Annotated in this window: 18 protein-coding genes and 3 pseudogenes; 10 read left to right on the forward strand and 11 right to left on the reverse strand. The window is 69.3% G+C overall.

From position 1 onward, the window contains the following. Positions 1–28 precede the first annotated feature (28 nt). The 4 genes and pseudogenes from OG965_RS00370 to OG965_RS00385 form a co-directional block, all read right to left on the reverse strand. Positions 29–1,273 (reverse strand): glutathione synthetase, encoded by a 1,245-nt coding sequence (locus OG965_RS00370; protein WP_371647890.1) that lies wholly within the window; start codon positions 1,271–1,273, stop codon positions 29–31. A 21-nt stretch (positions 1,274–1,294) separates the two neighbouring features. After that, positions 1,295–2,548 carry an ATP-grasp domain-containing protein gene (locus tag OG965_RS00375; RefSeq protein WP_371647892.1) on the reverse strand — a complete coding sequence of 418 codons (1,254 nt, stop codon included), beginning with the start codon at positions 2,546–2,548 and terminating at the stop codon, positions 1,295–1,297. Between the two features lie 361 nt (positions 2,549–2,909). Continuing rightward, the gene (locus tag OG965_RS00380; RefSeq protein WP_371647894.1) at positions 2,910–3,185 is read right to left on the reverse strand and encodes an SH3 domain-containing protein; all 276 of its coding nucleotides are present in this window, start codon (positions 3,183–3,185) and stop codon (positions 2,910–2,912) included. A gap of 987 nt (positions 3,186–4,172) precedes the next feature. Then, positions 4,173–4,776, reverse strand: a pseudogene (locus OG965_RS00385) (IS701 family transposase); the annotation flags it as partial. A 168-nt stretch (positions 4,777–4,944) separates the two neighbouring features. Here OG965_RS00385 and OG965_RS00390 point away from each other — a divergent pair. Together OG965_RS00390 and OG965_RS00395 are read left to right on the forward strand one after the other, a co-directional pair. Continuing rightward, a complete protein-coding gene (locus OG965_RS00390; protein ID WP_371647896.1) occupies positions 4,945–5,349 on the forward strand; it encodes a type II toxin-antitoxin system PemK/MazF family toxin in 405 nt (134 codons plus the stop codon). A 295-nt stretch (positions 5,350–5,644) separates the two neighbouring features. Further along, on the forward strand, positions 5,645–6,403 hold the full coding sequence (locus OG965_RS00395; protein WP_371656804.1) for a hypothetical protein: 759 nt from the start codon (positions 5,645–5,647) through the stop codon (positions 6,401–6,403). A 104-nt stretch (positions 6,404–6,507) separates the two neighbouring features. Here OG965_RS00395 and OG965_RS00400 read toward each other — a convergent pair. Beyond that, a pseudogene (locus OG965_RS00400) lies at positions 6,508–6,717 on the reverse strand (transposase); the annotation flags it as partial. Positions 6,718–6,820: 103 nt separating this feature from the next. Next, positions 6,821–8,722: a helix-turn-helix domain-containing protein gene (locus OG965_RS00405; protein WP_371647898.1), complete on the reverse strand. Its 1,902-nt coding sequence runs from the start codon at positions 8,720–8,722 to the stop codon at positions 6,821–6,823. Between the two features lie 657 nt (positions 8,723–9,379). Between OG965_RS00405 and OG965_RS00410 the strand changes: the two genes are divergently transcribed. The 3 genes from OG965_RS00410 to OG965_RS00420 all read left to right on the forward strand — a co-directional run bounded on the left by OG965_RS00410 (position 9,380) and on the right by OG965_RS00420 (position 12,455). After that, positions 9,380–10,225: a helix-turn-helix domain-containing protein gene (locus OG965_RS00410; protein ID WP_371647900.1), complete on the forward strand. Its 846-nt coding sequence runs from the start codon at positions 9,380–9,382 to the stop codon at positions 10,223–10,225. Then, positions 10,222–11,019, forward strand: a complete 798-nt coding sequence (locus tag OG965_RS00415; RefSeq protein ID WP_371647902.1) for an SAM-dependent methyltransferase — start codon at positions 10,222–10,224, stop codon at positions 11,017–11,019. Before OG965_RS00410 ends, OG965_RS00415 begins: the two co-directional genes overlap by 4 nt. A 122-nt stretch (positions 11,020–11,141) precedes the next feature. Continuing rightward, positions 11,142–12,455 carry a helix-turn-helix domain-containing protein gene (locus OG965_RS00420; RefSeq protein ID WP_371647904.1) on the forward strand — a complete coding sequence of 438 codons (1,314 nt, stop codon included), beginning with the start codon at positions 11,142–11,144 and terminating at the stop codon, positions 12,453–12,455. Positions 12,456–12,533: 78 nt separating this feature from the next. Here OG965_RS00420 and OG965_RS00425 read toward each other — a convergent pair whose 3' ends face one another. Continuing rightward, entirely contained in the window at positions 12,534–12,800 is a 267-nt protein-coding gene (locus OG965_RS00425; RefSeq protein ID WP_371647906.1) for a hypothetical protein, read from the reverse strand. A 9-nt stretch (positions 12,801–12,809) separates the two neighbouring features. After that, a complete protein-coding gene (locus tag OG965_RS00430) occupies positions 12,810–13,001 on the reverse strand; it encodes a hypothetical protein (RefSeq protein ID WP_371647908.1) in 192 nt (63 codons plus the stop codon). Between the two features lie 219 nt (positions 13,002–13,220). Here OG965_RS00430 and OG965_RS00435 point away from each other — a divergent pair, with 219 nt between their 5' ends. Then, positions 13,221–14,168: an FG-GAP repeat domain-containing protein gene (locus OG965_RS00435; RefSeq protein WP_371647910.1), complete on the forward strand. Its 948-nt coding sequence runs from the start codon at positions 13,221–13,223 to the stop codon at positions 14,166–14,168. A gap of 303 nt (positions 14,169–14,471) precedes the next feature. On the opposite strand, the gene OG965_RS00440 is transcribed toward OG965_RS00435, so the two are convergent. Both OG965_RS00440 and OG965_RS00445 read right to left on the reverse strand, forming a co-directional pair. Next, positions 14,472–14,708, reverse strand: a complete 237-nt coding sequence (locus OG965_RS00440) for a LexA family protein (protein WP_371647912.1) — start codon at positions 14,706–14,708, stop codon at positions 14,472–14,474. A gap of 719 nt (positions 14,709–15,427) precedes the next feature. Further along, entirely contained in the window at positions 15,428–15,889 is a 462-nt protein-coding gene (locus OG965_RS00445; RefSeq protein ID WP_371647914.1) for a hypothetical protein, read from the reverse strand. A 103-nt stretch (positions 15,890–15,992) separates the two neighbouring features. On the opposite strand from OG965_RS00445, the pseudogene OG965_RS00450 reads away from it, so the two are divergent. Beyond that, a pseudogene (locus OG965_RS00450) lies at positions 15,993–16,079 on the forward strand (integrase/recombinase); the annotation flags it as partial. Positions 16,080–16,770: 691 nt separating this feature from the next. Next, positions 16,771–17,307: a DUF4240 domain-containing protein gene (locus tag OG965_RS00455; protein ID WP_371647916.1), complete on the forward strand. Its 537-nt coding sequence runs from the start codon at positions 16,771–16,773 to the stop codon at positions 17,305–17,307. A 141-nt stretch (positions 17,308–17,448) separates the two neighbouring features. Here the strand turns inward: OG965_RS00455 and OG965_RS00460 are convergent, their stop codons facing one another. Continuing rightward, entirely contained in the window at positions 17,449–17,937 is a 489-nt protein-coding gene (locus OG965_RS00460) for a DUF4265 domain-containing protein (RefSeq protein WP_371647918.1), read from the reverse strand. A 755-nt stretch (positions 17,938–18,692) separates the two neighbouring features. Here OG965_RS00460 and OG965_RS00465 point away from each other — a divergent pair. Next, positions 18,693–19,232, forward strand: a complete 540-nt coding sequence (locus OG965_RS00465; RefSeq protein ID WP_371647920.1) for a hypothetical protein — start codon at positions 18,693–18,695, stop codon at positions 19,230–19,232. A 227-nt stretch (positions 19,233–19,459) separates the two neighbouring features. Next, on the forward strand, positions 19,460–20,011 hold the full coding sequence (locus OG965_RS00470; RefSeq protein WP_371647922.1) for a YcxB family protein: 552 nt from the start codon (positions 19,460–19,462) through the stop codon (positions 20,009–20,011). Positions 20,012–20,120 lie beyond the last annotated feature (109 nt).

Genomic DNA, 20,120 nt, shown 5'->3' on the forward strand with positions numbered 1-20,120 from the left:
TTGGCACATATGGGATCGGGTGGCGATGTCATGCGGTTCGCCCGTACAGGCCGAAGTCCTCGGCGGCCCGGATCGCCTGGTAGTCACGGTTGATGGCCCGCATGTCCTCGGCGGCGAGCAGGAACCAGCCCGCCACCTGACCGGCGCTCACGGCGGTGCCTGCGATCAGCGGGGTGTGGGCGGCCACGGTCGGAAGGCTGGTGAGGGTGTGCAGCAGCTCCGGGTTCACCACGCCGTCCTGGCGGGGCAGCAGCGCGACCTTAGTCGTGTGTGCCTGGCGGACCGGGCGGGCCTCTTCGCGCCGGCCGGTGAGAATCAGGTGCACGGTGTCGGCGACCGGGTCGTGGCCGGTCGCCGCGCGGAGCGCCTCGGGCGCGAATTCCGTGCCAGCATCGGTGCGCAGGGCGGTGAGGGTGGGGCCTCGGTCGGGTGTGTAGACGACGGTGACCTGGGCGGGGCCGTAGCGCACGCCCAAGATGGTGAGGGCGCGCTGGGTGTAGCGGGTGAGCGCGCGGGCCAGGATGCCTCGGCGGCTGACCAGGTCGGCTCGGTCAATCTGCCGTTCGCGCGTGTGGCTCTCGCACCAGATGGCGGTGACGGTGTGGGCGTCGTTGCCGTCGTGGGAAGGTCCGCTCATGGTGTGGATACGGAACTGGGTGCCGGGGTGGTGCTCGCGCAGGACGAGCGGCTGGCTGTCGCGGTGTTGCTGGCGATGCCAGGCGGCACGGATGTCGGCGGGTGTGCGGCAGAGCGCCCCGGGGTGTGTCCGGGCGGGGTCAGGGTGTTCCACGACGAGCTGGGGCAGGCGGGTGAACCGGGTCCAGCGCAGGGCCTCGCCGAGGCTGGCCGTGCGGATGAGGCGTGGGGCGCTGAGCCCGGCATCGCGCAGGGTCGCGCTGGTCCAGGCGGTGTCGCGGCGCAGGTCGGCGGTGGCGGGGGCGTTGCCGGGCAGCCCGAGGCGGGCGGCGAGACGGTCGGCCAGCTCGCATCCTGCCGGTGAGCCTGCCACGACGGCTGTGGTGCCCGCGTGGGCGAGGTCACGTGCCGTCCGGCGCAGGCTGCCGGTGTGGGTGATCTGGTTGATGAGGCGCGACGGAGCGGCGCCGGCCTGGAGCGTCCCGGGCAGGGTGACGGGGATGCAGGACCAGCCGTGCCGGGCCAGGGCGGGTGCGTAGGGGGTGCCGGTGTCGGCGGGGGCGATCACGGCGGCGACTCCCGCGGCGGTGGGGGCGTCCGGTCCTGTGGCGCTGGTGCGGGTGGGGCTGAGAATCATGGCGAGACTCCTGGTGGGTGGTCAGGCCGTGCCGGGCTGGATGTGGATACCGGTGCGCTCTTCGACGAGCTGGAGTCGCTTGCGGCAGGAGGAGGGGTCGCCACCGGTGACGACAGCCAGGGCGGTGCGGTCTCGGATGCTGGCGTGGGGCGGCGCGCAGACGTGTTCGCCAGGCAGCGCGGTCCACACGAGCCGTTCCAGCCACGCAGCCTGAATCCCGCAGTGCACCGCGGTGACCTGACCGGTGACGCAGGGGTAAAAGAACCGTACGGCGGCGCATCGGCTCTGGCGGGGCACCAGATCGAGGTCGGCGCCCGTGGCAAGATCGGCTGCGATCTGCGGCAGGTTAAGGCCCGTGGCCAGGTACACAAGGTGGGGAATGAGATCGCTGGCGAGAGTGGCGCCGATCTCCGTGATGCGCGGCCCCTGGTGGGTCAGCCGCATCTGGACGTGGACCACGCCGCGTGAGAGGCCCACCACGGCCACGGCCGACGCGGCGAGCTGGCCGATCCGGGGATCGCGGAGGACGGGGTCGGTGGCGTCCACGAGATGTCCGGTTTCCAGGACTGAGGGCTGATCCTCCGTGAAGGTGCGGCTGACGGCTGCCACGTGCACGGTGTCGCGGTCGAAGACCACGCACTCCACGCCGATCTCGGGGCCGTCCATGTACGCCTCGATCAGCGCCCCGCCTCTACCGGCGCACTGCCCTCCCGGCTGGTAGGAATCCCGGACGGTTACGAAGGCCTCGCGTATCTCGCGAGGGCTCTGGGCACGGTGACCCCCCGCATAGCCGCTGAGAATGCGGGGTTTGAGGACGACCGGTCCGTCGAGCGCGCTCGCGTGCTCGACGGCGGCGTCGGCGTCACCGGCAAGGGCGGGGGTGGTAGAAGGGATGTCGACGCCTGTGAGCAAGGACTGGGCAAGGTGCTGGTCGCGGCAGGCGGTCGCCGAGGTGGGAGTGTTCCCGGGCCCGGGGAAGAGGTGGGCCAGCCAGGCTGCGAGTTCAACGTGCTGGTCCTGGTAGGTAAGGACCCCAGCGACCCCGCGGCCCGTGGCGATTGCCTCTACGGCCCGGATGGCGTCCTCGTCAGAGGCCAGGTCTACCTCGACCGTCACAGCGCTGACGTCACACGCCCACTGCCCCGGTTTCTTATCGAGCAAGGCAATCGGATAGCGGGCAGCAATGTGCTGGAGCGCGTATCCGCAGTAGACGCGGTCACCGGCGCCCAAGACGACGAGGAGCGGCGGGCCGGGGCGGGTGTCATCGGAGAACACAGAGGCGTCCTGACGTGAGGCGGACAGGGCCGGGCGACGCCGGGTCCCTGAGTCGTGGTGGAGGGGGCACAGAAGAGTGATGTTGTCCGGGCGCGCGCGAGCACTTCGGTAGGCGGGCAGCGCCGTTGGTGTCATCCCGAGGCCGACCGGTCCCAACTGGCTGCCGGGGCCGGCGGGGTGGGGTGCCGCTCGGGGGCGAGCGGCACCCCGGCAGCCCCGTCCGTGCGACCGCGCGAGGGGAGATCAGCGTGGTCGCTGTTCGGGGGCGAACTGGACGGAGCTGCGGCATGAAGACCACCAAGGCGCCTGTGGCTCAGCGCGCCGGGAACCCAGGAAGGTCAGGTCCCGCAGGGCTCGTGGTCTATCGGGGGCAGTTCTCGGGGATACAGGTGTGCCCGCCTTCCCCGGGCGAGTGCAGCAGGTCGCCGCGCACCCACCCGACGACGCCCGTGCGGTTCACCCGGATCTTCGCCCATTGCGTGTCGCCCGGGTAGGAGTAGTCCAGGGCGGCACACGACCAGCCCTTGTAAGCGACACCCACCGCGACAGCGCGGGTAGTTGCCTTCGCGCGGACATTGGCCGCGGACGCGGTGATGTAGCAGCGATTGTCGACGGCGTGAGCGGACGTGGCGGTCACGGCAGCAGCTCCCGTGACGGCCACCGTCAGGGTGAACGCGGCAGCAGTGCGGCTTAACGGCTTCACAGCAAAACACTCCATGATGGGTGAGAGGAGAGGTAGGGCCGACGGCGCGGCGAGCGGGCGCAGACAGTGCCCAGTCCACAGGGCACGGCGCGGGCCCGCCGCAGCAGCGGGTCGACTCCACAGGCGGTCAACGCCTCAGTGGACATCCGGTAGTGCTGGTAGTGACGTGGCTGAACGGCGGTGTGCTCGGATCCTTGGATCCCGGCGACAAACCGACGGATGCGGGGATTGCCGTGGCTCGAGGTACTCAGCCACCGCTTCGCCCGCATCCTGGCCATCGGCGGTCGGCTGACTTGTAAAGGAACTTAGGCGGCAGACACCGCGTGCCGCCATTGACTGAGTGCACCATCTGCGAGCCGCCACCTGCCAGTTCTGCACTACGGGCCCCTGTGGGCTTACTGAGGTGCACTGCCGTCGCTCGGGAGGTTCCAGAACTGCCCACTGAACAAACTCAGTGACGTGGCGCCAGGCCTGCCCATCCGCCGCGCCAACGTGGTTACTTCTGGGCACGTCAGCGCTAGGCAGGAAGGGGAATGCGGAGCCTGACGAGTCCCTTCCTCCGTGCCCTGCGGGCAGGCGTGGGCCACTCGGGCACCTGGCCGGTCGGGGCCTTCGGCGCGGAGCGAAAGGCAAGCTATGCCGCGTCGGCGATCACTCAGCCGCCGCCTGGTATCTCCAGGCCATCGGTCACATCTACCAGGGGGATCCCCAGTTGGCCCAGATGAGGGGCATCCCGGCTGCACGGTCTATGGCAGGCCGGCGCGGGCGGCTGGCCAGTGGCTCAGGCTGACCTTTCCGCGACACACTTCGGCGCTGGCCCGCCGGTGAATGGGAAGGCGGGGCGTATGCGCGGGGGGGGCGGCTTTCCTGGTACGTGATCATCCCCACGAGATCCGTCGCCGATAGCGGCAGCCGGCAATCTAGGACGTAGCCGTTGCCGCGTTCCTCCAGCGCGGCGCGCAGCCTCGGGTTGCCGCCGTAGACCTCGTCGCCGGCGGCCCATGCGGCCCGGTGGCCGGCGTCCAGGAATCGCGTGACCATGCGGGCGGCCAGCTCTGGCTTTGTCGCGAACTCCGTCTTGTCACCGAGTCCGGCGGCTCAGCAGCGGTCGGGGTCGGAGTTCCAGGAACGCGGAACATAGAGTTCCCGGTCGATCGCCGCGTGTCCTCGCGGGGTCGAGTAGGCGAGGTAAACGGCTACCTGGCTGTTCTCGACGCGTCCGGCGGTGCCGGTGTACTGGCGCTGGACGCCGACCGTGTCGGTGCCCTTCTTCACGTCGCCGGTCTCGTCGACCGCCAGTACCGCCTGGTCGTCGTGCAGGTGGGCCACCACGTCGTCGCGGACCTGGTCGGCATCCCACTTGGCCCGGCCGAGCAGGTGCTGCATGCCGTCCGGGGTCTTGTCCCCGGCCCATTCGGCGATGGTCCAGCAGTTCTTGCGGGCAGGTCCGACAGCAGTCCAAGCACCAACTTCCGGACTCAGAACCGGGGTTCGACCGTGTGAACCGTCCCGCTATCCGGCTCATCAGGCCCTCGAACGCCTCCTGCCAGTGGGCAGGGTTTACGCTGTGACCTGCGGCCACCGCGTGATCGTTTGTCTTCACACACCGATGATCAACGGGTGGCCACACCCGTCTCCACAGCGCGTCAGGCTCGCGCAGCGTCTGTCTGCCGTTCCTGTGTCAGGAGGACTTGTGCAACGTGGCGAAGTCTGGTGGGTCCAGTTCGACGAGCGGCGGCCGGTCGTGCTGCTGTCGGGAGACGACGCGTCCGGGATCCAGGTGATGCAGGTCGTCGCTCCGGCGGGCGTCGACATTAGCGGTCTGGGTATCGAAGTGATGGTGGGCGCCGGTGAAGGGCTGCCGTTCGAAGGCGTGCTGCGGCTCGCGTTGCCGCGTCCGGGCTTCACCCCTTGCACGTGGCTGACCACCGTGTCCCGGGACGACCTGATCGAGCGAGCGGCCGTCCTGTCCTCCGCGAAGCTCAGCGAGATTGAGAACGCCCTCCGACTCGCTGAACAAGCGCAGGAGCAGACCCCGGCGACGACCGCGAAGCTCAGCGAGATAAGGAACGCCCTCCGTCTCGGTGAACTCGGGTAGAGGGAGAAGGAGCCGACGGCGTGGGCGGTCTCGGCCAGACGGTCGACGCTGTCCGACTGTCGCCTCGGCGCCCCTCACCATCGAGATCACGATCTACGGCTGGAGTAATTACGTGAACCTACCCCCGGGGAATAACGGGGCTCTGTCGCTGATCTTGTGACCCGGCTCTGGGCAATCGCGAGCACTGCGGGAGTCGAGACGCCGTCATGCTGATGACAGTCGGGATCCTGACCCGGTAAATTAGCGATCTTCGGCTGGCGCAAGCTCCCGGAGTCCCCAAAGGCAAACGCCCATGATGAACCTCGATCAGCCCCGCGCACGAATTCGCCTCGACGCCGCGCTGGACGGACTGGCCGTCACCTTCCGCGGGATGACCGCTCACCCCGACGAGTCCAACTGCGAGTGCCACTGGGGCAGCGCGGAAGACCTCGCGCAGCTCAAGGTGGCGGACTCGGAGCTGGACCCCGATCTCCTCCAGCGCACATGGCAGGCCATCGACTGGAGCGATCACGCCTCCGTGCTGCGCCGGATCCTGCCCCAGTTCGCCTCGGCCCTCGTCAGCGGCCTCATCGAGCCCCTCTTCGGCATGGAGGAGGTCGGGCGTTCATTCGCTCTCGGCCACTGGCAGCAGTGGCCTGCCGAGCAGGCCACTGCAGTGGAGGAATTCCTGCAGGCCTGGTGGGCCTGCACCCTCACCGATCCGGATCCCTCCATACCTGCGCATGACCTCCTCGCCCTCAGTGCCGAGGCCACGGGCACGCTGAGCCCGTGGCTCAACACCTGGCAAGCGCTGAGTGACCCTGTAGCCGACCGACACCTGGCCGAAGCGGCAGCGCACTGGGAGTACGAACTGCTCGGCGACCAACTTCCCTGGCGGGCTTGGGAGAACGAGGAAGAGATGCGCGCCGAGCTGACTGCCTGGCTTGTCCGCCACACGCCTGCCCGGCTTCGTGCCTGTGGCGCATCCGAGGATCTACTTCACCGGATACGCCTGCTCGGCGTCACCGGACCCGACCGCTGGGAGGACCCGCACTGGCCCGGCCACCGCTACTGATCCACCGAACCGCACGGTGCTACCTGCCCACCTACCCAGGCACGTGGGCCCAAACAGGCCGCGTCACAAGATCTGCGACAGAGCCGAATAACGCGATCGTCCACACACGTCATCCTCGAGCCGAAGCCGAGCTTGTGCAGCAGGTGTTCCCAGGCGATCCCGGCATGCAGCTCGAACAGGGTCCCCTGGAACACCAGCCGGTCCGGATGCCGCTTTCGCCCGGCATGACGGGCTCGCCGCTCAACCTTGGGCAGCAGCGGTTCGACCACCGCCCACATCTCGTCGTCGACATCCCACGGCTCCGGCCGAGCCACCCCCCACCCCCACCCCCAGGATCAACAGCCCCGGAGTGATCCAACCGCCTCGAAGATCATTTAGTGAGGGATTGCAAGAGCAACAGTGGCCGGTGTTGGGTTGTTACGCGGCGCAGGAGACGCGTGTGCCAGGCGCAACGACGGGGGTTCCGTTGACCAGGTGGAGGGCGTAGAGCAGATCGCGCATGCCGCAGGGCGACGTCAGGTCACGGCTGATGAGGTGCTCCAGAGCCCGCAGCCGGGAGCGGACAGTGGCCTGGGAGATTCCCAGTGTCCGTGCGGTGAGCTCGGTGTGAGCATCGTGGGTCAGCCAGGCCTCGGCCGTGAGGAGCAAGGGGCGCCGGTCCTGCTGCGCGGGGCGCAGCAACGACGCGGCCCACGCCGCGACTTCGGGGGCGGCCAGGAGCGACAGCAGGCTGGGCGGTGTTGCGCAGACGTGGTCCGGTACGGACTGCTGGCGCCGGGTGACGACCTCCAGGGCCAGGGCGAGGGCGATGCGCGTCGTCAGCGTGGCAAGATCCATGTGCAGCAGCTCACTCGCCTTCCCTAGGTGGCGTGTGACGGTGTTGCGGTGCAGACCGAGTCTTCGGGCTGCCTCGGAGTGAGAGTAGGCAAGGGCAAGGGGAAGCGTGTCCCGGAGCTGCTCCCAATCAGCTTCCGCGCGCATCAACGGGCGCAGCAGGCAGCACGCCCAGGCGTAGGCCTCGGGCTGCGGCAGGAGGTCGATCAGTTTGGTCTCCTGCGCGGACAAGGCGACAGAGTCCGGCAGGTGGCGGGCCAGAGCCAGGGCGCCGATGGCTTCCTGGAGTGCGTCGGCGAGCAGTCCCATTGAGTAGACGCCACTGCCCCCAAGGCAGACTGAAGGGCCTAACTCTCGCACAAGCTCAATGAGTTGCTCAGACAGTGCGTCACCCGTATCGGCGTCGGGCCGGACGGGATGGACGATCAGAGTCCGGCAGGCCGTGCGGGGGTCGGGTACCACGAGCGCCTTGCTGGCCGTCAACCCCTCGCAGCGCCGTCTGACCCTGTCGTTGTCGGCCGGGTCAGACTCGAGGACGAAGACCCGGGCGGTCTCGGGGTCGAGCAGTCCCGGGGTGAGCCCGTCAATGATGCGGCGGGCCGTGGCGACCTCGGACTGGAACAGGAGTTCCGCCACGGCTGCGCGCGCGGCCCGGGTGGCGTCGGCGACCCGCCCGTATTCCCGTTGGGCCTGGTCGACCAGGCCGAGGAGCTTGGCGGCATGGCGCAGCATCTGCATCTCGTGGCTGGCGAAGGGGGTGTCTCGGGCGACGGCGAGAACGGGTTCGCGGCCGCGCACCACGCCGAGCGGGACCAGCTGGCTGTGGCGGGCTGGGGATGTCGGCGCGGTGCCGGTGAACGTCTGACGGATGACCAGCGGAGCGAGGTATTCGGCGGCGCTGGCTGGCGATGCCGCATGGACGCGTTCCGGATCGCTGACCATCACCTGTGCGCGCAGGCTCGTGGCGAGCCAGTCGACAATGCGCTGCATGGCCTGGCGGTCGGCCAGCTGTGCGGGGAGTTGCCTGACGAGCGCCGTCATCTGGGAGGCCGTACGCTCGGCGGCAGCCACTCTGCCCTGCTGGATGGTCTCGTGTACCCGGCGCCACGGGTAAGCCGGGGCGGTGGAGACCATCAGTACGATGGCCAGCTCGTCCGCGAGGTCACGGACCGCGCGCGGGAGTACCAGACGCGAGTCGCGGCTGATGGTGAAGACGAGCGCGACGGCGTCGTGTGCGGACATGTGCCGCAGCAGCCGGTCCACCGCCGCCAGGTCGCGACTGTAAAAGCGCCCGGGAGCTCCGGTCAGGACAACGATGCTCCCGGCGGGAACAGGCTGCAGCGGGCGCCCCTCGAGGAGCCGGGCGAGCGGCAGGACAACCAGGCCCGTGACCGGCACGTCGTGGTAGGGCTTACTGCCGCCAGGGATCAGGAATGCGAGCCGTGCTTCCGGGTGATTGGTGGAGAGGGAGCCGAGAGTCGGCATGCGGCACTCCTCGGTAGGGGCCCGTCTCGGCGGGTCGGTCGGGCAGGCAGAAACGGGTGAGAGTCCCTCCACGTGCCGATGGTCCCCGTGCGCTGTACGTGCCGAAGTGCGCGTGAACGGGCGGCTGGATGAGAGAGCGCCGGCGAAGGGCGGAACGCGCCTCGAGTGGACCGTGCGCGTGGACGCAGCATGCGCCGGTTCCCGGGCGCCGGGTCTCACAGGCGTGATCCACTGAGGCGCGGCCGGCTGTGGCGCCCAGGATCCGGGCGGGGCCAGGGTGTCACCCCCCTGGTGAACAATGCCTGCGTTGAACGCGCCAGCGGCGGACCACCCGGGCACACATGTGGGTGCAGCTCTAGCCCGACTCGGCTGTTTCCCTGCCCGATAGCCCCTAACAATCCGTTCCATCACGTCCCCCCGTGGTCTGGCTGGCCGGGTCGATCGCAGCGGACGAGCACAGCGGGCCAGCGCTCGGCACCGGGGTGCACCCGGGCTCTACCTGGTCCGACCGAAGGCCCACCGCTGGTCCACAACGGGCCCCCAACTACTCAGTAGCTGCGGCAGGTTAGACATCCTGTGGGGTTGCGCGCAGAGTATGCAAGGTACAAGGTGGGCACTACCCGCAGGTTGTGCAAAGTGTCGCCGAAAGGGGAGTTCGTGGCACGGGAAAGGTCTGGCCGGACCATCGCGCACCGCGTGCTGGCCAACCGGCTCCAGACCCTTCGGGAGGCCGCCGGGTTCTCGCGGGCACAGGCGGCCGACGCCCTGGGTGCCCACCAAGCGACCATCCGGCGTATCGAGTTGGCCGCGACCTCACTCGACGAGGGCCAGGTCCACACCCTCCTCAAGGCCTACGGAGCCGGGCCCGCCGAGATCGACGAGTTCCTCAGCGACATGGCCTGCGCCAACCTGCCGGGCTGGTGGCACCCGTGGCGTTCGGCGATGGAACCCTGGCAGCAGGACCTCATGGGTATCGAGTCCGCCGCCGAAATGATCCGCGTCTGGGAGCCAGCCTTGGTTCCGGCTCTGCTGCGCACACCCGCCTACGCACGCGCCGTGGAAGACATCCGCCGGTCCGACCTGTCCGCCGCGGTCAGGCAGGCACGGACCGAACTGCTACTGGAGCGCCAGAGGCGCCTGCGCGAGGCGCACACCAGGATCTGGGCGCTCATGTCGGCGACGGCCCTGCACACACAGGTTGGCAGCCCGGCCGTGATGGCCGAACAGCATCGGGAACTGTCCGCCGCCGCGCAACGCGGCGACATCACCTTGCAGATCTATCCCCTCGACGGCCCCCTGCATGCCCTGGCCGGGCAGCCCACGCTGCTGCTCTACCGGGTCAACGTGCCCGAAGTCCCTGACCACGTCGTCCGCGACGGCGGACTGCCGGGAACCGCCGAGGTCTCGGACGAACTCACTACCGTCACGGCGTATCAGGTGCGGTGGGACCACGCCTGCGTGCTCGCCCCGCACCCCAACACATCGATGGAGGCACTGAGATGACAGAGCCCACCCCCAAGTCGACCACAATCGACACGTCCGTCGCGCACAGCGCGCGGGTGTGGAACTACTGGCTCGGCGGCAAGGACCACTACCCTGCCGACCAGGCGGCCGGAGACGCCTACAGCAGCAAGTACCCCAACATCGTCCCGTTCGCCGGGGAATCACGCGCCTTCCTGCGCCGCACGGTCACCTACCTCACGAAGGAAGCGGGGATACGCCAGTTCATCGACCTGGGGGCCGGGCTGCCGACCAGCAACAACACGCACGAGGTGGCACAGCGGATCGCGCCTGAGTGCCGAGTGGTCTACGTCGACCACGACCCGATCGTGCTGTTACACGTCCACGCGTTACGCACCAGCACCAAGGAGGGAGCCACCGCGTACGTCCAGACCGACATGCGCAACACCGAAGAGGTGCTGGCCGGGGCAGCCAAGACACTCGACATGACACAGCCCATCGCCCTGGTCATCAACGACGTCCTCGGCCACATCGTGGACTGGCAGTCGGCCCTGGGCCTGGTACGCCGCTTGGTGGACCAGCTGCCCGCTGGCAGCTACCTCGCACTGAGCCACTCCACGGCCGCCGACGACCTTCACCGCAAGGTCCAGGAGGAGTACAACACCAGCGGCGCGATCCCCTATATTCTCCGCGAACCCTCCGTCACGGTGCAGCTGTTCGACGGCACGGACCTGGTCGAGCCCGGTTTCACCAGCTGGCCCCGGTGGCGTCCGGACCCCACCACCGGCACCCTCACCGACCGCGCGGGGTGGGGCGGCGTGGCCCGGATCCGGTGACCACAGGTGGTGGGGCACTCCCGCCCTCCCCGCTGGGGAAGGCGACGCCGTACCAGCTGGTGCGGCGGCTTCAAAGGGCGGCCGCCCACTCAGATGCGCAGCTGATTGCGGAAGTTGCCGCCGTGGCCGAAGGCTGGGCGGTCCTGGTCAACCGCGGCGGCCGCGCGGTGCACAGCAGCCCGCCCGACGCCGCCGCGGAGGGAATCCGCGCGGCGGAGCGCCCGTTGGCCTACCGCCACCTCATCGTCCGCAAAATGACCGACTCCACCCTCGTCATCAAGCCCGGCTCCGCCACCCCGCGCAAACGCGTCGCGCTGATCCAGTCGACCGCAGTCGACCTGCTAAGGCTGCGCGCAACCACCCGCCAGGTGGAGGAGAGCCACCGCCTTGAGCAGCGCCAGCACCGGGCGGTACTGGCGCTGCTCCTGGCGGGCCAGGCCCGGCTCGCTGCCGAGGTACTGGGCTGCAACGCCCTCACCCACGCGACGGTCTACCGGCTTACCGGGGAAGCCGCCGAGACCGCCTACCGCGACCTGTGGCGCACCGTGCACCCTCCCGGTCCCCCCGCCTCGCCCCGCACCCTGGTGTGCCTGCAGGGCACAGAACTCACCGTCATCGCCCTGCACGACCGCCACGGCGACTCCCACCAGCGGTTCGCCCTCATGGCGCGGATCGCTGACCAGCACCGCCTGGCGGGCGGCACTGCGGAGCCGGTGCCGCTGGACATGCTCCCCACGGCCTGGGCAGAGGCCGCGACGGCGCGCAGCAGTGCGGCCGGGGGCTGCCTGGCGCCTGCCACCGGCTTGGGCGCCTACGAACTGCTCCATGTGATACCGCCCGACCGGCTGGCCGTCTGGTCCGCGCAAGTCCTCCACCCGCTGACCCGCGAGCAGCGCAAAACCCTAGAGGCCTACCTGCGCGCTGGCTCTGCGGCCGGCGCCGCATCGGCTCTCGCGGTCGCGGAAGGCACGGTGCGCCTGCGTCTACGCAATGCCAGCACCGCCCTCGCCGTGGAACTCGACGATCCCGGGACCCAAGCACTGCTCCTGCTAGCCGTCCGGGCACCCGCCTCGCACCCACCTCCCTCGGCTACCCGGCGGCTGCCAAGCCAGCCGTGTGTGCCACCCGAGCTTCTGCGGCCCGAACGCGCCCGCCGCTGGGCATCACAGCTACTGGAGCCCCTGGACCGTCCCTTGCGCATCGCGTTGCGCTGCTGGCTGGCCCACCGCGGCCGCACCGCCCCGGCGGCCGCCGAGCTGAACCTGAGCCGCAGCACCCTGACGCAGTGGCTAGCCCGGTGCAGCGAGGCTCTCGGGCTGGACCTGGCGTCGGCCGCCGTGCGGGCCGAACTCCACCTGGCCGCCGAAACACTCGCCACCGCCGATGACAACCCGGCCACCCTGCCCCGACGCGGCGGCCGCACCTATCGCACGTGAGGACCGCGACCCTCGTGAGAGAGCATTGCTGGGCGTCGACCTCAGCGGCCCACAGAACCCATTCCCCCCACCGGGACCTCATCGTTCGGCGCTAGCCATGGCGTGTCCCTCCGCACCTGTGGCGCCCTGCTCGCCGAGGCCAGCGCTCGCGTCGACCCGCATCCAGCGCTTGTCCTTGAACTGGCCGCTGTCCTGCGGGGCGATCTGGTAGTGGCGGGCCCCTTTCACGAACAGCATCCGGGTGGTCGGCGCCGAGCGCAGGTTCTTGATGCCCGCGCTGGTGGTGTTGATCTGCGTGTCGAACGCGGTCTGGGTTCCCCACGTGTACGTGCCGGTCGCCTCCATCGGCGCCGGCTAGCCCACCCCCGTGATCGTGGCCGTGATGACCGCCGACTGGGCCCGCTCCGTCGTGTCGCTGGTCCGCGCGAGCGCGGCCATCACCGCGCCATTGGCCTTGTCGGCCGTGTCCGCCACCGACTTCGCGGTCTCCTTGGCCTGCTGGGCCGAGCAGGCCGTCAACCCCGCCAGGACGATCGCGGCCGTCATGCCGACCGCCACCTACCGCTTGCTCATGGAACCCACCCCCTGGAAATGCATGCGCCGATGCGCATCCTGCTTGATCACTTCAGGCATCGTTCGCCGTCGTGAACCCGAGCCCCTGCCCCCACCATGCAGGCCGGTCAAGGCTCTGTGTATGGTGCGGAAGAACTATGGCACGGTCCGGACCAATCGCGCCCCTATGACCTTTTTCCTGGGGGAAAAACCATGCGTTTCATCCAGCGTGGCCGCGCCGTCAAGAGCGCGCTCGCCGCCACCGCCATCGCCGCAGCGATGGCCGCCACCGCCGGTAACGCGTTCGCGGCCGGGAACCCGGCCGATGACGCCACCAAGGGCGCCCAGGCCGCCGAGCAGCACCGTGCCCCGTCCGCGAAGGGCAAGCTGGCCGCTCCGCGTGCGGCGGTCGGCGGGGAGCGGACGGCCACCTTCCCGATGGCGGCTGTGGAGCGGGACGGGTGGTTGAACTGGTACTTCCCGGACGGCCGGGGTGGCTTCGAGGCGTCGTGGCCCACGGCCGCCGACTTCAGCGCCTTCAAGCACTACATCCAGGTCGACCAGGACAAGGACGGACAGAAGGACGGTGCCTGGAGTGTCCTGAAGGACGGCCAGCTTCTGTACACCACGGCCAAGCCCAACCAGACGGCGTCCACGAAGGCGATCGGCGGGGGCTGGCAGATCTACAACAAGGTGCTCTCCCCCGGCAACCTCGCCGGAGCCCGCGAGTCGGACCTGCTCGCCGTGGACAAGGCGGGCGTGCTGTGGCTCTACCTCGGCTACAACGACGGCCGGGTCACCGCCCGCACCAAGGTCGGCGGCGGCTGGGGCCAGTACACCGAGATCGCCGGCCAGGGCGACCTGAACGGCGACGGGTTCACGGACATCGTCGCCCGCGACAGGGCCGGCGTGCTGTGGCTCTACGCCGGCAACGGCGACCGCAAGGACCCGTTCAACAACCGCGTCAAGATCGGTGGCGGCTGGAACACCTACAACCGCCTCCTCTCGGTGGGTGACCTCGACGGCGACGGCCGCAGCGACCTTGTCGCGCGCGGCAACGACGGCACGCTGTGGCGCTACTCCGGCAACGGCGACTCCCGCGACCCCTTCGACAACCGCGTCAAGATCGGCTGGGGCTACAACTCCCTTAACCTCATCTGACCGAACGCCACAGACCGGACCGGGCCGGCGCCGGTGACGCGCCAGGACACCTCTCCAGGTGTCCTGGCGCCCTGCGTAGATCTGCTGGACTCTTTCCACGGAAGTTCGCGCGACCCGGGAGCGCAACGCTGGTGGTCTCCATGAGCCCTGGATGACGATCGCCGGTGGCGTACGGCCCGTCACCCTGTGCGCGGCCACACCCGCACGCCGGTGGGGGGGATGGTCCGACCCGCATGTGGCACGCCCTGCTGCGGGCTGTTCCTGGCTTGGACTGTTCTGCGCCGCAGCTTGCGGCCGGGTGAGCTACAGCGACCGGAGAACGGCGACGACCCGGCCGAGGATCATGCCGTCGTCGTCGAGGCTGATGGGGGAAAAGGCCGGGTTGCAGGGCATCAGCCACACTCCGTCGTCCGCGATCCGGAGTTTCTTGACCGTGGCCTCCCCGGTGCCCAGCAGCGCGGCCACGATGTCGCCGAGCTCGGCAGCACGTTGACGCCTGATGACGACGATGTCGCCGTCCCGGATACCTGCGTCGATCATGCACTGGCCAGTTTCAGTGCAAACAGGTCACCGTGGCCAACCAGTGCAACTGGCATCGGGAGCACATCCTGGACGTCTTGCTCGGCAAGCATCGGTTCTCCTGCCGCGATCCGGCCGACCAGCGGGACCTGGACCACGCCGGCCACGTGCTCGGCCTGGACGACCCGCGCGGCCAGGTGCGCGTCGGACGAGGTCGGAACAGGCGCTGCAATTTTTTGGGGACTCGGCGATGCCGGGTATCGCCCGCCCCCGGCCGGGGCGCGCCGTGGCCAACGGGGCGTCGCCACACGGGCGTTGATCGCGCAGGCGCCTCCCCTGGGGGCCGTCACCAACCCGACCAAGGCGTCCGCGCTGGCCAGAGCTCCGGAGAGGGGTACGGGAGCTGCCAGGCCCGTCGATGGCGTTACGGCTTCGCGGACCCGGCCGGCCTCCCGGCGCCGGGCACGGTGCGCCTTCTGGCGGCAGGCGGGGTGGTCGAAGACCGCGTCACGGCGGTGCCCGTGCCCCCAGCGCGAAGCGGGTCCCGCACACCGGGCAGCGGACCACACGCTCGTCCTCCTAGCCGAGGATGACCACGGCGAGCGCGCGGGGCGCGATCGAAGCCGTCTGGCGCCTCGTTCAGGCGCTGGCCGACACGACGGCGGATTAACCCTGCGAAAACGCCGAACGCCCCCGCTCCCCCAGCGGCGCCGTGGAGGGCCGGGCGCTGGCACGGCAGGTCAGGTCTGGCACTGGGAGGTGGCGGCGCTGGACCAGTTGCTCCAGGCGCCGCCCGCCGGCCGGACGTGGACGCGGACCGTGATCTTCGCGTTGACGACGAAGCAGACGCGGGTGGAGCTGGCGATTTCGATGGGGCCGACGGTCGAGCGGCGCTGGACGAGGGTGCGGCCGCTGCCCATCTTGGTCCAGTCGTCGCCGTCGCCGGCGACGTGGAGGAAGGCTTCGTACTCCACGTAGGAGGCGTGGGCGCGGGTGTTGGTGATGACGGTGTGGGCCTTGATGTCGCGGAAGAAGACCTTTCCTTCCTTGAACTTCTCGGCGCTGATGCAGCCGTTGGCGGCGATGCCCTGGGTGGAGACGGAGCCGCCGCAGGCGACGGCGGCGGCGTGGGCGTCGGCGGTGGGGATGAGGACGGCGAGGGCGGTGGCCGCGGTGAGGGCTGCGGTCTGTCGCAGGCGCATGGAGTGTCCTTGTCTGTCGGGGGTCTGAGGCTATCCAGGAGCGGGGTGGGAGCGCGTCGTCCCCGCGAATATTTCTCCCCGGGCCCACAGCAGCGCACCGTGCCGCCGCGGCGCCGGCCGCGAGGACTTCGTGATGGAGCCCGTCTACTGGGACGCTGGCACCGCCCGGCTGCTGCCCCGCCTGCTCCAGGTGCACCTCACGCCGCGCGATCAGCCGGTCGATCGCCATCTCGCCCTCGAAGGCCAGACCTCCACCCGCAGGGCTTCACCGCACCGCCGCTGCACCAGCACCGCCACTCGCCCTTCTCCGGCGGGCTCTCAACGACGACTCCCTGCCCCTGCGAGCCCGGGGTGCCGCGGCGCTGGTTCTCCTCTACGCGCAACCCGTCACCCGCATCGTCCGCCTCAGGGTCGACGACGTCCTCGACGGCGGGGCCACCGTCGCCGTCCGATTGGGAGATCCGCCGTCCCCGCTGCCAGGGCCCGTCGCTGACCTCATGCGGGCTTACATCCAGTCCTGCCAGCACCTGCCCTACGCCAGCAGCAGAAGCTCACAGTGGCTCTTCCCTGGTCGCCAGCCCGGACAGCCGATGAACCCGGTGAGCCTCCAAGTCCACCTGCGAGAGATCGGCGTTCCACCGCAACGCGGCCGGACCTCCGCGATCCGCCAACTCGTCCTCCAGACCCCGGCCCCCGTCATCGCGAAGGCCCTCGGCTACCACGACAAGACAGCCACTCGCCTGGTCACCGAAGCAGGAGGAGCCTGGAGGCCGATATGCACCCGGCGACCACACACGCTGACGGGAGCAACGTGGCTGCTCTGATGGGCCAAGCTCCCGCGACCAGCCCGATGTCAGTACCAGCTGGCAGGCTCTGCCTCCATGAACAAGCAGCAGTTCTGGCAGCTCATTGAGGCGGCCCGCAATCAGGCGACCAATCCGAACGACGGCGAAGCGGTCGCTCGCGAGGCGGCCTCGCTGCTGGCCTCCCGGCCGGCCGAGGAGATCCTCGCAGCTGAGCAGGCGCTGTGGGACCTGATGGTTGACTCCTACACCAATCCTCTGTGGGCCGCTGCTTACGTTGCCAACGGCGGGTGCTCTGACGACGGCTTCGACTACTTCCGCGGCTGGCTGATCGCTCAGGGCCGTGAAGTCTTCGAGCGCGTAGTCGCTGATCCCGATGCCCTGGCAGAACTGCCCATCGTTCAAGCCTCCGCAGCCGACAGCGTCGACCTGGAGGGCGAGGACATGCTGGGTATCGCCTGGAACACACACATCTCGGCGACCGGTGATCAGCTCCCCGCGAGCCCACCCATCATCCGCTACCGGGAGCTGGACCCCACCTGGAACTTCGATTTCGATGACCACGACGAAATGACTCGCCGACTGCCCCGCTTGGCAGCTCTCTATCTGGAGTAACGGAAGCTCGCAGTCACAAGACGAGGTCAAACAGCAGAGAGCGAGACGCCCGGACATCACTGTCCGTCACCTCCACAGGCCGTGAACACGCCTCGGGGGCCGACACAGACACTTCCCGCGCAACCAGCCAGCACCCACACGTCACCGAGCGGCTGTGGCCTCCCACGCTGCGGTGACGCAGCCCTCCTCCCAGTGCCACCACCCCTTGGCCTCACCGTGCTCCAGGAGCTTGCGGATCCGCGGCAGGTCCGCGTCCGGCGGAACATCCAGCGCAACCATCCGGAACTGCTCGATCCCCTCACCGGTCGTCCCGAGCTTGTGGAAGATCTCGAGCACACTCTGCCGGGCAGCAGCCGAGCCGCCGTCCTTCAGCACGATCAACCGGATCGTGCAGTTCTCCGACGCCCGCACCGTCTCGCCAGCCCAACGGACGCCTTCATCGTCGGCCTCCACACGGATGACGTCGCCGCTGGCGACCCCGCGTACGAACCAAGGCGTATTGTCCAGCCGCACCGTGCCATCGCCAAGGTCCACCGCCCACAGGCTCTCCACGCTCGACGGCGGCCAGCCGTCCTCATCTATTTGCATCCGGAAGCAGACCTTCACGTGGTCATCGCTGATGCTCGTCACCGGACCATCATCCACACCGTCCTGGCCGCACCCGCCCGCCTGAATCACGGGAAGCGATCAGCACGCTCGCGGGAAACGATCTGCACGGCCCTCCATTCCCCCAGCCCAGGCCCACTCGTGAACAGCCCCTTTGGCGACGGGCTCGAAGTCCTCGCCGCAGTCGATGACGCCCTGGTTCCGGACTGTTGCACAGGGAGCGGATCTGCTCCGCCGTGACGATGGCCTCCATGGCTCGTCCCGTTCACTCAGCACCAGTTATGTAGCGCTCTTGATGTTCATCGTTGTCTAACCCGTACGAGCTGGTGCCCCTGGGCGTTGGTTCCTGGCTCACCGACGGCCCCGACGGTCACCCCGTCCGTTGGTTTCGCTCGCTGCGGTCGCCCGCACCACCGCACCCGACAGGATGAAGGGAGGTCAACGCCTTGGGCCGGGTCCGCGTGCAGCCGATGGGGAGTTGGACCGTCCGACACACTGCGCCGCAGCGCCGCCCAGCTGCCGGGCAGCACCTGAGAATGCGTACTCATGTGCGAGCCCCCGCCTTCCCTCACGGTGGGGGCGGAGGTGCGGACATGGAGAGCATCGCGGCTCGGTGGCGCCAAGGTTGCCGGTGGTGCGCCCGAGCGGGCGGGCTACTGGTGGCGTTCCCTCTGGTGGGGCTGACGGCGGCGTGCTCGCGTGAGCCGGCAGCAAAGGACCTGCGGACGCAGGACACGTCGCCGCAGGCCGCGTCCCGCAGAGCAGTGGAGGAGCAAGGGATGCGTGCCGTGCTCGCGCGCCTGACCGCTGTCGAGGGCCTGGAGCACGTGCTCACGCGCTTCCGTGACTCCTGCGCCAGGCCTGCCAAGCGCTCGGTTTTCGAGAACAATCCGTCTCCGTACGTCCTCGAGTGCCGCATGGAGGTTGATGCTTACTTCGGTGTCCGGGGGGACATCACTGATGTCCTCACCCGCTTCGAAGCAGCCGACCTGCCCGTCGCGGCCAGCAGCGTGAGGTACGCACTCGACTTCCAGCGTGCACACGGACGGATGCCCGACGGCTCCCTGATGAGCTGGCCTGGCCTCGAAGCCGCAGTAATACGGATCGAATGGGACCGGCCAGATCCGCTCCCGAGCCAGGTCGAGGAACCCCTCCCGTGCTTCCCGCCCAAGGACGAAATCTACGAGCGCTGCTCGATCACCCCCCAAGCCCCGATGAGTGTGGCGACCGCGCGGGCCCGCTACGGCACCGTCCTGGCCCTCTACCTCAGCTCATCGGCCTCCAACGGGTACTACTTCACCGTCCCCCGCAAGAAGTGACCCACCGCCCCGGCAACTCGGCCGTGCTTCAGAACGGGCCGCGGCGGCCCTGGTGGGGCGGGAAGAAGCATGATGATGCCTGGCGCCATTGTCCGTCCCCGAAGAGGCCAAGGACCGCCTCGCGGCGATCGCGGCCGCCGAAGAGCCGCGCATAATGGTCCGGAACATCGGCAGAAAGCACGCTCCGGCTCGGCTCGCTGGCGATCCATCAAGCCAGGAGACAAACCTTGAGTACCGATAATGCTCAGCTGGGCACGGTCGCGCCCGTCCATGTGGCCTACCAGGCGACGGCCGCGGAGTTCCAGGAGGCGATGCGCGTCCTGATGAAAGCCTCTCCCGCTGGCCGGCGCAGCCAGTGGGCCGTTACCGGGATGGGGCTGGTGCTCCTCGCGCTGGGCCTGCGGGTCGACCACCCGGGCAGCGAAGTGGACTTGGGCCCGCTGATGTTCGGCTCCACACTCCTGACGTTCTTCCTGGTGATCGTGCCACGCATGCGGGCCCGGCAGGCTCACCAGCACGGCCAGGCCCAAGGACAGCGCTACATCACCGTGGATGGCTGGGGAGTGACGGCCGCGACCCAGCACGAACGCCAGTGGACCGCCTGGGCCATGTTCTCCCGCTACGTGGAGACACCGAACCTGTTCGTGCTGCTCAGCGCCGACCAGAAGTGCATGACCCTCCTGCCCAAGCGGGCATTTCACGAGCCCGGCGACGCCGACCGGCTGCGGCAGATCCTCCACCAGCAGCTGCCCCCAGCCGCCGCTACGTCTGCCCGCTGAGCGGCGGCGCCCCCACCCCGCTACCCGGCAACCGTCTCCAGGGGCCACCGTATTTCACTGCCAAGGCCGCGGTTCGTCGGCCGACGGACTGCAGGCAAGATCGGCTCAG

The organism is Streptomyces sp. NBC_00224 (genome assembly GCF_041435195.1).
Lineage (GTDB): Bacteria > Actinomycetota > Actinomycetes > Streptomycetales > Streptomycetaceae > Streptomyces.

What these genes read in the sequence shown, in the direction of transcription:
- OG965_RS00435 (WP_371647910.1), top strand. Translation starts at nt 13,221, where the DNA reads ATGCGTTTCATCCAGCGTGGCCGCGCCGTCAAGAGCGCGCTCGCCGCC.
- OG965_RS00430 (WP_371647908.1), bottom strand. Translation starts at nt 13,001, where the DNA reads ATGACGGCCGCGATCGTCCTGGCGGGGTTGACGGCCTGCTCGGCCCAG.
- OG965_RS00395 (WP_371656804.1), top strand. Translation starts at nt 5,645, where the DNA reads ATGAACCTCGATCAGCCCCGCGCACGAATTCGCCTCGACGCCGCGCTG.
- OG965_RS00425 (WP_371647906.1), bottom strand. Translation starts at nt 12,800, where the DNA reads ATGGAGGCGACCGGCACGTACACGTGGGGAACCCAGACCGCGTTCGAC.
- OG965_RS00415 (WP_371647902.1), top strand. Translation starts at nt 10,222, where the DNA reads ATGACAGAGCCCACCCCCAAGTCGACCACAATCGACACGTCCGTCGCG.
- OG965_RS00370 (WP_371647890.1), bottom strand. Translation starts at nt 1,273, where the DNA reads ATGATTCTCAGCCCCACCCGCACCAGCGCCACAGGACCGGACGCCCCC.
- OG965_RS00405 (WP_371647898.1), bottom strand. Translation starts at nt 8,722, where the DNA reads ATGCCGACTCTCGGCTCCCTCTCCACCAATCACCCGGAAGCACGGCTC.
- OG965_RS00440 (WP_371647912.1), bottom strand. Translation starts at nt 14,708, where the DNA reads ATGATCGACGCAGGTATCCGGGACGGCGACATCGTCGTCATCAGGCGT.
- OG965_RS00445 (WP_371647914.1), bottom strand. Translation starts at nt 15,889, where the DNA reads ATGCGCCTGCGACAGACCGCAGCCCTCACCGCGGCCACCGCCCTCGCC.
- OG965_RS00465 (WP_371647920.1), top strand. Translation starts at nt 18,693, where the DNA reads ATGCGTGCCGTGCTCGCGCGCCTGACCGCTGTCGAGGGCCTGGAGCAC.
- OG965_RS00455 (WP_371647916.1), top strand. Translation starts at nt 16,771, where the DNA reads ATGAACAAGCAGCAGTTCTGGCAGCTCATTGAGGCGGCCCGCAATCAG.